14 protein-coding genes are annotated in these 10,104 nt (G+C 61.2%); 2 read left to right on the forward strand and 12 right to left on the reverse strand.

What is annotated here, in order from left to right; genetic code table 11:
• Positions 1-313, forward strand: a 313-nt coding sequence (locus tag AB4Z11_RS11645; protein ID WP_442025412.1) for an RDD family protein, incomplete at its 5' end; no start/stop codon positions are given.
• Between the two features lie 60 nt (positions 314-373).
• Positions 374-1,177, forward strand: a complete 804-nt coding sequence (locus AB4Z11_RS11650; RefSeq protein WP_442025413.1) for a class I SAM-dependent methyltransferase — start codon at positions 374-376, stop codon at positions 1,175-1,177.
• On the opposite strand, the gene AB4Z11_RS11655 is transcribed toward AB4Z11_RS11650, so the two are convergent.
• From AB4Z11_RS11655 to AB4Z11_RS11710, 12 genes are all read right to left on the reverse strand, one after another.
• Entirely contained in the window at positions 1,161-1,451 is a 291-nt protein-coding gene (locus tag AB4Z11_RS11655) for a putative signal transducing protein (protein ID WP_442025414.1), read from the reverse strand. The two genes, AB4Z11_RS11650 and AB4Z11_RS11655, sit on opposite strands and share 17 nt — an antisense overlap.
• Before the next feature lie 40 nt (positions 1,452-1,491).
• The gene (locus tag AB4Z11_RS11660) at positions 1,492-2,586 is read right to left on the reverse strand and encodes a DUF4214 domain-containing protein (protein ID WP_442025415.1); all 1,095 of its coding nucleotides are present in this window, start codon (positions 2,584-2,586) and stop codon (positions 1,492-1,494) included.
• 89 nt (positions 2,587-2,675) lie between these two features.
• Positions 2,676-3,356 carry an RNA pseudouridine synthase gene (locus AB4Z11_RS11665; RefSeq protein WP_442025416.1) on the reverse strand — a complete coding sequence of 227 codons (681 nt, stop codon included), beginning with the start codon at positions 3,354-3,356 and terminating at the stop codon, positions 2,676-2,678.
• Positions 3,353-4,411, reverse strand: a complete 1,059-nt coding sequence (gene ltaE / locus AB4Z11_RS11670) for a low-specificity L-threonine aldolase (RefSeq protein ID WP_442025417.1) — start codon at positions 4,409-4,411, stop codon at positions 3,353-3,355. Before ltaE ends, AB4Z11_RS11665 begins: the two co-directional genes overlap by 4 nt.
• Positions 4,408-5,445: a class I SAM-dependent methyltransferase gene (locus AB4Z11_RS11675; RefSeq protein WP_442025418.1), complete on the reverse strand. Its 1,038-nt coding sequence runs from the start codon at positions 5,443-5,445 to the stop codon at positions 4,408-4,410. The genes ltaE and AB4Z11_RS11675 overlap by 4 nt, the downstream gene beginning before the upstream one ends.
• Entirely contained in the window at positions 5,432-5,626 is a 195-nt protein-coding gene (iscX, locus tag AB4Z11_RS11680) for a Fe-S cluster assembly protein IscX (RefSeq protein WP_442025425.1), read from the reverse strand. The genes AB4Z11_RS11675 and iscX overlap by 14 nt, the downstream gene beginning before the upstream one ends.
• Positions 5,627-5,643: 17 nt before the next feature.
• A complete protein-coding gene (gene fdx / locus AB4Z11_RS11685; protein ID WP_442025419.1) occupies positions 5,644-5,985 on the reverse strand; it encodes an ISC system 2Fe-2S type ferredoxin in 342 nt (113 codons plus the stop codon).
• A gap of 98 nt (positions 5,986-6,083) precedes the next feature.
• Positions 6,084-7,964: a Fe-S protein assembly chaperone HscA gene (gene hscA, locus AB4Z11_RS11690; RefSeq protein WP_442025420.1), complete on the reverse strand. Its 1,881-nt coding sequence runs from the start codon at positions 7,962-7,964 to the stop codon at positions 6,084-6,086.
• Positions 7,965-7,985: 21 nt separating this feature from the next.
• A complete protein-coding gene (hscB, locus tag AB4Z11_RS11695) occupies positions 7,986-8,501 on the reverse strand; it encodes a Fe-S protein assembly co-chaperone HscB (protein ID WP_442025421.1) in 516 nt (171 codons plus the stop codon).
• A 4-nt stretch (positions 8,502-8,505) separates the two neighbouring features.
• On the reverse strand, positions 8,506-8,829 hold the full coding sequence (gene iscA / locus AB4Z11_RS11700; RefSeq protein WP_442025422.1) for an iron-sulfur cluster assembly protein IscA: 324 nt from the start codon (positions 8,827-8,829) through the stop codon (positions 8,506-8,508).
• 27 nt (positions 8,830-8,856) lie between these two features.
• Positions 8,857-9,240, reverse strand: coding sequence for a Fe-S cluster assembly scaffold IscU (iscU, locus tag AB4Z11_RS11705; protein ID WP_442025423.1), 384 nt, complete (start codon positions 9,238-9,240; stop codon positions 8,857-8,859).
• A gap of 36 nt (positions 9,241-9,276) precedes the next feature.
• On the reverse strand, positions 9,277-10,104 hold an 828-nt coding region (locus AB4Z11_RS11710; RefSeq protein ID WP_442025424.1), incomplete at its 5' end, for an aminotransferase class V-fold PLP-dependent enzyme.

The following is a 10,104-nucleotide window of genomic DNA, read 5'->3' on the forward strand; positions in this document are numbered from 1 at the left end:
GACCAAGAAGGGCCAGACCCTGGCCATGCAGACCTGGCGCATCAAGCTGGTGGTGCCGGGCCAGCACCATGTGCCGCTGTATGTGGCCGCCGTGCGCTATCTGCTCAGCTGGTTGTGGATCGTGCCGGCGCTGCTGGTGTCGTTCGCCCTCAAGCTGGAGCACTGGCATGCGCTGTATGCCCTGCTCGCCGGCGCGCTGCTGTGGTCCCTGACGGCCTTCATCGACAAGGACCGCCAGTTCCTGCATGACCGTCTGGCCGGCACCCGCCTGATCCAGCTGCCCAAGCCTGAGAAAAAGAAAAAGGCTGCGTAACAAGCGCGCGCTTCCCGACAGGCCTATACTCTGAGTAGGCTTCGACTCGGGGAGACGATCATGACTGCTGCAGATGCTGCATTCTCTGGTTCCGTTCCTGAACTGTATGAGCGCTTCATGGTGCCGCTCATATTCGATCCCTATTCCGAAGACCTGATCAAGCGCATTGTGCAGCGCACACCTGCCCGCGTGCTGGAGCTGGCCGCAGGCACCGGCGCCGTAACGCGCAAGATGATGCTGAAGCTGCCGTCCGACACGGTCATCATCGCCACCGATCTGAATCAGRCCATGATCGACCAGGCGCGCAAGCAGTGCAAGGCGGCGAACATCGAATGGCAGCAGTGCAATGCGATGGACCTGCCATTCCCCGGCGCCAGCTTCGACGTGGTGGTCTGCCAGTTCGGCGTGATGTTCTTCCCAGACAAAGCGCACGCCTTTGCCGAAGCACGGCGCGTGCTCAAGCCAGGCGGCACTTTCCTGTTCAATGTGTGGGACACACTGCAAGCCAACGAATTCGCCTGCACCATCAACGAGGCTTTGGCCAAGCTGTTCCCTTTCGATCCGCCAGGCTTCATGGCGCGTACGCCGCACGGCTATAACGATCCGGCCGTTATCCGGCGCGATCTCGAAGCGGCTGGATTCAGGAACATCGAGCACACCGTGCTGGCTGCACGCAGCCACGCGCCGTCCGCACGCATTCCGGCGACAGCTTACTGCCAGGGCACGCCATGGCGGGGCGAGATCGAAGCAAGGGGAGATTTGACGGAAGCCACGACGGCCGCCGAATGCGCGCTGCAGCGGCGCTATGGCAACGGGATTATCGAGGGCCAGATCCAGGCCCTGGTGTTCACTTGCGTGGCGTGAAGGGCACCACGTTCGGCTTGCCCACATCGGCATCATCGCCCAGCGCCAGGTCGCCACGCTCAAACGCTTCCAGCACTTCCTGCGCCAGCGGCAGATCGCGCTCCGGCACCAGCACCCGCACGCCGCCGATCGCCGGCGCCAGCAGCAGGTTGCTCTGGACGTACTGGTCATCCACCACGACCGCCGCAATGCCCGCCGCCTTCAGACAGCCGCAGACGACATGCGCCTCAGTCGGTATCAGATAGCGCGCCACGGTGCAGAATTCGCTGTGCATACTGTTTCCCCTCCTGAGGACACGATATCACAAGCGGCGATCAACCATAGGGGATGTAGTCGATCCCGTCTTTCATGCTGCCGATCAGGTTCACAAAATTTTCCTGGCTTTCGCTGAAGCCGATCAGCACTGCCGCGAGCGAAGCCTGTTTGTTATTGAGTATATTGACCCAGTAATCCAGGCCTGCCTGCTCCGGTTCACGGTGCAGCACATTCTCGTAGAAGTGCGTAATGATGGCCGTATTGCTCGGATTCGTGCCGTAGATCGAGCGGAATTCCGGCGAGTTGACAAAGCCATTCGCCACCGATTCCAGCGACATGCCCTGGTCCAGATAGTGAATGTAGAAGCCCAGTCCACCAAGATCCGGCGTGCGGTTGAACGCAGCCTGGTAGAGACGGTAAGCTTCACCTGCGGAACCGTTGAAGTCGAAGGCGACGCTCATGTCTTTGAAGCTGACACGCTCGATATTGGACAGCACATCCGCGCCGTCATTCCCATACAGATCCGTCACCAGGAAACGGTCGCCATAAGCGTGCACAGAGTATTCGGAGCGGTTGCCGTTGTAAAAGGCTTCGTCCAGACCCGCGCCGCCATCGAGATAGTCGTCGCCGCGGCCTCCGAACAGTGAGTCGTTCCCGCCGTAACCGAATATATTGTCGTTGCCCGAAGTGCCGTCGATGTTTTCACTAGCCGGACCGCCGTCGATATTGAAGCCGCGCAGCGTCGCCAGGTCTTCCAGAATACTCAAGCCCACGGCTTGCTGGTCGCTGTAATCGCCTTGCACCCACGATGCATCAACATAGAAAGTGCCCGTGTACGGCGCGACGAAGCTCACATGGTCTTCGCCCCAACTACCGGTGTGATCGTCTTCCGCAATCGCGCTGCCATGGTCATCGAACGCGAGCAGCGTTGTGGGATCGTTATAGCTGGTGGAGTGCAGCGAATAGACTGCGCCCGCAACCGCAGTAAAGCTGAACACCGCGTGGTTCTCGGCGCCGAAGTAGTTTGCACTGTACTGCGCAATGTTGTCGTAGCCGGGTGTGCTGCCGTAATACGCCGTCAGTGGCAAACGCGTCGCGTTCGCCATCTCATTGAAGGTCAGGTCGGCGTATGACGGAATCGTGCTGTAGCTCATGGCATTCTCCTGGTTGGCGAATTCATAGTAGCCAGCCGCACACCGCCGAATTGGAAGAATTACATTTTGTTTCGCGGCTTACAGCGTGTTCAGAATCGCTCGTACGGCAGCAGAAAGCGCCACTGCCCTTCCGGCAGGCCGGACATGGCGATGCGTCCAATGCGCAGACGCTTTTGCGAGATGGCGCGCAAGCCAACGTCGGCGCACAGCTTCGCGATCAGCGCCGGTTTCGGTGGCTTTACCGCGAAACGCAAGCGCCGTTCGTTTTGCCAGCTGACTTTGCCCGCACCCTGATTGAGCCGCTGCAAACCGCCTTCCGCGATCTGGCCTTCCACGTCGACGATGATTTCCTGCTCCATCGTTGCCCCTTCCTGCACCAGCTTGCGCTGCACGCGGAAGTCCTGCGTAAACACGAACAGGCCACTCGCGCTGGCATCCAGCGGCAAGCAGGCACTCAGGTTGTGCACGTGCCGCTTGAGGAAGCGTCCGCGCTGTGCATCGGCGCTGCGGTTCTCCGGCACGAGCAGGCTTAGCGCGTCAACGTTCGCTGGCTTGTGCAACAAAATCGTGACTGGCGCAATGTCGAGCAGCGTCGCGTCAGGCGCCAGCGTGACTTGCTGGTGCGGAGCGACGCGCGCACCGGGTTCTTCGACCACGACGCCGTCCACGCTGACGAAAGCGCCAGCAATATAAGTCTCTGCCTCACTGCGCGAGCAAGGAACCATTTCCGCCACGCGCTTGGCGAGGCGGATTGTTGCGTCTTCGGTCATTTGAAGTATTCGGTAATTACAGCAGCAACGCGCTGGAGATCCTGGCGGTTGACGTCGAGGTGGGTCACGATGCGCAGGGTGGGCGCCATCGAGACACGAATCCGCTCAGCGGCCAGCGCCTTGTTGAGGCCTTCGCCGGCTTCGCGCGGCAGCGTCACGAAGAGGATATTCGTTTGCGGCTGGCTGACCTGGATGGCGCCGGTCTTCRCCAGCTCGGCGGCGAGCCAGGCGGCGTTGTCGTGGTCTTCAGCGAGGCGCTGCACATTGTTCTGCAGCGCGTACAGCCCCGCCGCCGCGATCACGCCGGCCTGGCGCATGCCGCCGCCGACCATCTTGCGCCAGCGCTTGGCGTCTTCGATCAGTTCCTTGCTGCCGCACAGCACGGAGCCAACCGGCGCGCCAAGGCCTTTGGACAGGCAGACGCTGACGCTGTCGAAACCTTGCACGGCTTCGCGCAGGCTGATGCCCTGCTTCACGGCCGCGTTGCAGATGCGGGCGCCGTCGAGGTGGGTGTTCAGACCACGATCATGAGCCAGCGTCGTTGCCCGCGCCACGTAGTCGCGCGGCAACACGCGGCCGCCAATGGTGTTTTCCAGCGCCAGCAATTTACTGCGTGCGAAGTGCACATCGCGCGGCTTGATGGCCGCTTCGATGTCTTCCAGCGCGATGCTGCCATCGGCGCGGTTGAGCAATGGTTGCGGCTGGATGCTGCCCAGCACGGCAGCGCCGCCGCCTTCGTATTTGTAGGTATGCGCTTCCTGGCCGACGATGTACTCGTCACCGCGTCCGCAGTGGGCCAGCAGCGCGATCAGATTAGTTTGCGTGCCGGATGCCGCGAACAAGGCGGCTTCGTAGCCGAATTGCGCGGCGGCGTAGTCTTGCAGGGCGTTGACCGTTGGGTCGTCGCCGTAGACGTCATCGCCTACCGGCGCGGCGTACATGGCGTCGCGCATGGCGGCACTGGGTTGCGTGACCGTGTCGCTGCGCAAGTCGATCCAGCGCTCGCCGGGGACGGCCTGCGCGGATGCGCCGGCGGTAGGGTAGCTGGTGCTCATGGCGCTACCTCCGGGATTGCTGAAGCGCCCGCGGCGTCCTCCAAAACCAACGGCGAAGAGCCGGTGGCAGCCACGATGTGGCTGCCACCAGGTTCACGCTTCTGGTTTTCATCAGCGCCCGTGTAAAAGCGGCCGGACATCTCCTCCAGGCCGACGGTAGCCAGCACTTCGGCCAGGCGCTCGGCCGGGCGGCGGCGCGGCAAGTTCTTGTAGGTCGCGACGATCAATTCATTTTTCATCGAATGCTCCCACCCAACCAGCTCGGTCACAGTGACCTGATAGCCGTGCGCCTCAAGCTGCAGGCAGCGCAGGACGTTGGTGATCTGGCTGCCGAATTCGCGCGTATGGATCGGATGTCGCCACAACTCGGTCAGCACGTTCTTGCCTAAAGACTGGCCTTTATTCTTGCGCAGCACAGACGCCACTTCCGCCTGGCAGCAAGGCACCAGCACAATATGCTTGGCCTTCTTCTTCAGCGCAAAGTCGATCGCATCATCGGTCGCGGTATTGCAAGCGTGGAGCGCAGTGACGATGTCGATCTGCTCCGGCAGCTTGTCCGATGAAGTCGACTCCGCGACCGACAGCGGCAGGAAGCTCATGCCCGGGAAATCAAACTTGCGCGCCAGTTCCTGCGAGCGCGCCACCAGTTCCTCGCGGGTTTCGATGCCGTAGATATGCGACGCGTCGGACAGCGCCTTGAAGAACAGGTCGTAGATAATAAAGCCGAGGTAGGACTTCCCTGCCCCGTGATCGACCAGCGACACCGTCCCCTTCTCCGCACGCACATCATTCAGCAAAGGTTCGATGAACTGGTACAGGTGATAAACCTGCTTCAGCTTGCGGCGCGAATCCTGATTCAGCTTGCCATCGCGCGTAAGGATGTGCAACTCCTGCAGCAGCGCGACCGACTGGCCGGGCTTCACTTCAGGGATATCGGTCACGGTAGCGGGCAATGCACCGCGCGGCGCGGCCGCCTTGGTAGCCGCAGAAGCGGCAGCGGCGCCTTTCGCGCCGCCGTTCTTACTCTGCTTCATCGATCCACGCCTGCTGGATCGCTTCCAGCACCTTCTCTCCGCCACGCTTGTGGTCATCGTCGAAATCCTCCAGCTCGACGACCTTGTTGTGCAGGTCAGTGAAGCGGATCGTGGTCGGATCGACGTCCGGGAATTTGTCGTACAGGGCCTCGGCGATGGCCGTGATATCAGTCCATTTCAGCATGGTGAACTCCGTAATCAGTGGCCGCCTTCGCTGGCGTGGTTGATGGTGTACTTCGGAATCTCGACCACCAGGTCTTCATCCGCCACGACGGATTGGCAGGACAGGCGCGATTGCGCTTCCAGGCCCCAGGCCTTGTCCAGCAAGTCTTCTTCCGTTTCCGACGCTTCGTTCAGCGAGTCGAAACCTTCGCGCACCAGCACGTGGCAAGTGGTGCARGCGCAGGACTTCTCGCAGGCGTGCTCGATGTGGATGTCGTTGTCCAGCAGGACATCGCAAATGGACTTGCCGGATTCGGTTTCGATCACGGCGCCTTCGGGGCACAGCTTGGCGTGCGGCAGGATGACGATTTGTGGCACTTCTCTTCCTCAGTTTATGTTGCTGGCCGCTCGCGGCGGATCGATGATCCGCCCTACGATACGGACCGGATTGCCCAAGTGGCCCATTCAGCTTGGTGTTATACGACCTGGTCCAGCGACTTGCCGGCCAAGGCCTTGCGCACGCTGCGGTCCATGCGGCGCGATGCAAATTCTTCGGTGCCGCGTGCCAGCGATTCGTACGCAGCTTTCACGGCGAGATGGTCGGCTTCACCGCTGCCGGATTTCACCAGCATATCCATGGTGGCCGCCATCAGCGCGTCGATCGCTGCGCGTTCCTCATCGGACAGCAGCGCCGCATCTTCTTCCAGCGCAGACTGGGTGGCCAGCATGATGCGCTCAGCCTCAACCTGCTCTTCGCGCAGGGCGCGGGCTTTCATATCGTCTTCAGCGGAGGCATACGATTCCTGCAGCATGCGCGCCACTTCGTCATCGCCCAGCCCATACGAAGGCTTGACGGTGATCGACGCTTCCACGTTCGAGCGCAGCTCGCGGGCGGAAACGGACAGCAGGCCATCTGCATCCACCTGATACGTAATGCGAATACGCGCAGCGCCAGCAGCCATCGGCGGAATGCCGCGCAGTTCAAAGCGCGCCAGCGAGCGGCAATCGCTCACCAGTTCACGCTCGCCTTGCAGCACGTGCACCGCCAGCGCGGTCTGGCCATCCTTGAAGGTGGTGAACTCCTGCGCGCGGGCGCAAGGAATGGTCGAATTGCGCGGGATGATTTTCTCAACCAGGCCGCCCATGGTTTCAATGCCCAGGGACAGCGGGATCACATCCAGCAGCAGCCAGTCGTCGCCCGCTGCGCGGTTGCCCGCCAGCAGATTGGCCTGAATGGCCGCGCCTAGCGCCACCACCTTGTCCGGATCAATGTTGGCGTGCGGGATGGTGTGGAAGTATTCGCCCACCGCGCGCTGCACATGCGGCATGCGCGTGGCGCCGCCGACCATCACCACGCCGTCGATATCGTCGGCATCGATCTCTGCGTCGCGCAGGGCTTTCTTCACGGCGTTCATGGTCTTGGCGACGAGGTGCTTGGTGATCTCGGCGAACTTCTCCGGCGTGATCTTGATGTGCACTTCCTCACCGGAGCTCAATTTGGCGTCCACGGTCACTTCGCACTTGGTGGACAGCAGCTCCTTCGCTTCGCGTGCTTTCACCATCAGCACGGCCGTGTCGACGTCGTTCAGCGGAGACAGCTTTTCCTGTTCGTGGATGTAGCAGAACAGGCGGTGGTCGAAGTCGTCGCCGCCCAGCGCGGAATCGCCGCCGGTGGACAGCACTTCGAACACGCCCTTGGTCAGCTTCAGAATCGAGATATCGAAGGTGCCGCCGCCCAGGTCATACACGGCGAACACGCCTTCCGACCCGTTATCCAGGCCGTAGGCGATGGCCGCAGCAGTCGGCTCGCTCAGCAGGCGCAGCACGTTCAGGCCAGCCAATTGGGCCGCGTCCTTGGTCGCCTGGCGCTGCGCTTCATCGAAGTAGGCAGGCACGGTGATCACGGCGCCGACCAGGTCGTCGCCCAGCGAATCTTCCGCGCGCTGGCGCAAGGTGGCCAGGATTTGCGCCGAGACTTCGACTGGCGACTTCACGCCAGCGACCGTGTTCAGCTGCACCATGCCGGGRCCATCAACAAAATCGTAGGGCAGGTTCTCGGCGTAAGCGACGTCCTTCAGGCCACGGCCCATGAAGCGCTTCACGGAAACGACGGTGTTTTTCGGATCGGTGGTCTGGTGAGCCTGGGCCTTGTAGCCGATGTTGGCATGGCCATTCGGCAGATAGCGCACCACGGAAGGCAGCAGCGGGCGGCCGTCTTCATCGTTCAGCACTTCGGGAATGCTGTTACGTACGGTCGCAACCAGCGAATTGGTGGTGCCAAGGTCAATGCCTACCGCCAGGCGATGCTGGTGCGGGGCGGTGGACATGCCCGGTTCGGAAATCTGCAGAAGAGCCATTGTGAAACCTGTCTTGTTCTTTTACGCTTCTAGCGCGTCGTAGGCGAAACGCACTTCTTCGCCGAATTTTTCGAGGAACATCAGCGCGCGCACGCCGGTGGCGGCCGGGTGGAAGTCTTTCTCGTTGAGATGCTGCTCAATCTCGTGCAACTGCTGCTTGCGCGCCGCGCGCAGCTGGCCATCCAGCTTGTCGAGCAGCTCTTCGTTCTTCGTCGCGCGCGCTTCTTCCAGCTCTTCGCGCCACTCCATCTGCTGCATCAGGAAGTCCATCGGCATCGCCGTGTTGGACTCGACCTTCAGGTCCACGCCATTCAGCTCGCACAGGTAATGTGCGCGCTTCTGCGGGTTCTTCAGCGTCTGGTAAGCCTCGTTGGCACGGGTGGCCCATTGCATGGCGACGCGCTTTTCGGCGTCGGTCGAGTTCACGAAGCGGTCGGGATGGACTTGCGCCTGCACGTCGCGGTAGGCCGCGTCGAGCGCGGCCTGTTCGACGGCAAACTGCTGGGGAAGATGGAAAAGGTCGAAGTGGTTCTGCACGATCTTATACGCGGAAGCTTTCGCCGCAGCCGCAGGCGTCTTTCTCGTTCGGGTTGTTGAACTTGAAGCCTTCATTCAGGCCTTCGCGGGCGAAGTCCAGCTCCGTGCCGTCGATGTACGGCAGGCTTTTCGGATCAACGAACACTTTCACGCCGTGCGACTCGAAGACCGAATCCTCGGCCGCCGCTTCGTCCACGTATTCCAGTTTGTAGGCCAGACCCGAGCAGCCAGTGGTACGCACGCCAAAACGCAGCCCGACGCCCTTGCCGCGGCGCTCGATGTAGCGGTTGATATGCTTGGCTGCTCTTTCGGTCAATGTAATTGCCATAATTCCTCCGCGGCGACGCTGTACAAATTAAGCGCCGTGCTTTGCCTTGTAGTCGTTCACTGCGGCCTTGATGGCGTCTTCCGCCAGGATGGAGCAGTGGATCTTCACTGGCGGCAGCGCCAGTTCTTCAGCGATCTGGGTGTTCTTGATGGCCAGCGCTTCATCCAGCGACTTGCCCTTCACCCATTCGGTGACCAGCGAGCTGGAGGCGATAGCCGAACCGCAGCCGTAGGTCTTGAATTTTGCGTCTTCGATCTTGCCGTCTGCGCCGACCTTGATCTGCAGCTTCATCACGTCGCCGCAAGCCGGTGCGCCGACCATGCCGGTGCCGACCGTTTCATCGCCCTTTTCGAAGGAGCCCACATTGCGTGGGTTTTCGTAGTGGTCGAGGACTTTTTCCGAGTAAGACATTTCGATGCTCCTGTATCTTGAAAAATTCGTTGGCGCTTAGTGCGCGGCCCACTGGATGGAGTTCAGATCGACGCCATCCTTGTACATTTCCCACAGCGGGGACAGCTCGCGCAGTTTGCCCACTTTGGACTTCAGCAAATTCACGGCGAAGTCGATGTCTTCTTCGGTGGTGAAGCGGCCGATGGTGAAGCGGATCGAGCTGTGCGCCAGTTCGTCRCTGCGGCCCAGGGCGCGCAGCACATAAGATGGTTCCAGGGAAGCCGAAGTGCAAGCGGAGCCGGACGATACTGCGATGTCCTTCACCGCCATGATCAGCGATTCGCCTTCCACAAAGTTGAAGCTCACGTTCAGATTGTGCGGCACGCGGTGGTCCATGTCGCCGTTGACGTAGGTTTCTTCGATTTCCTGCAGGCCAGTGGCCAGGCGGTCACGCAGTGCCTTGATGCGGGAAATTTCGCTGTCCATCTCCTCTTTCGCGAGACGGAAGGCTTCGCCCATGCCGACGATCTGGTGCACCGGCAGCGTGCCGGAACGCAGGCCGCGCTCGTGGCCACCGCCATGCATCTGCGCTTCGATACGCACGCGCGGCTTGCGGCAGACGTACAGGGCGCCGATACCTTTCGGGCCGTAGGTCTTGTGGGCGGTAAAGGTCATCAGGTCAACCTTCAGGTCTTGCAGGTCGATCTTCATCTTGCCGGTCGCTTGCGCAGCGTCGCAGTGGAAGATGATGCCTTTGCTGCGGCAGAAGGCGGCGATTTCCTTGATCGGCTGGATCACGCCGATTTCGTTATTCACCATCATCACGGAAACCAGGATGGTGTCCGGGCGCACGGCAGCAGCGATCTGCTCGACGCTGACCAGGCC

Source organism: Pseudoduganella sp. RAF53_2 (genome assembly GCF_052113985.1).
GTDB lineage: Bacteria > Pseudomonadota > Gammaproteobacteria > Burkholderiales > Burkholderiaceae_D > Rugamonas.

Coding starts and splice junctions, on each gene's coding strand:
- AB4Z11_RS11655 (WP_442025414.1), bottom strand. CDS start 1,451: ATGCACAGCGAATTCTGCACCGTGGCGCGCTATCTGATACCGACTGAG.
- AB4Z11_RS11660 (WP_442025415.1), bottom strand. CDS start 2,586: ATGAGCTACAGCACGATTCCGTCATACGCCGACCTGACCTTCAATGAG.
- AB4Z11_RS11665 (WP_442025416.1), bottom strand. CDS start 3,356: ATGACCGAAGACGCAACAATCCGCCTCGCCAAGCGCGTGGCGGAAATG.
- AB4Z11_RS11675 (WP_442025418.1), bottom strand. CDS start 5,445: ATGAAGCAGAGTAAGAACGGCGGCGCGAAAGGCGCCGCTGCCGCTTCT.
- iscA (WP_442025422.1), bottom strand. CDS start 8,829: ATGGCAATTACATTGACCGAAAGAGCAGCCAAGCATATCAACCGCTAC.
- iscU (WP_442025423.1), bottom strand. CDS start 9,240: ATGTCTTACTCGGAAAAAGTCCTCGACCACTACGAAAACCCACGCAAT.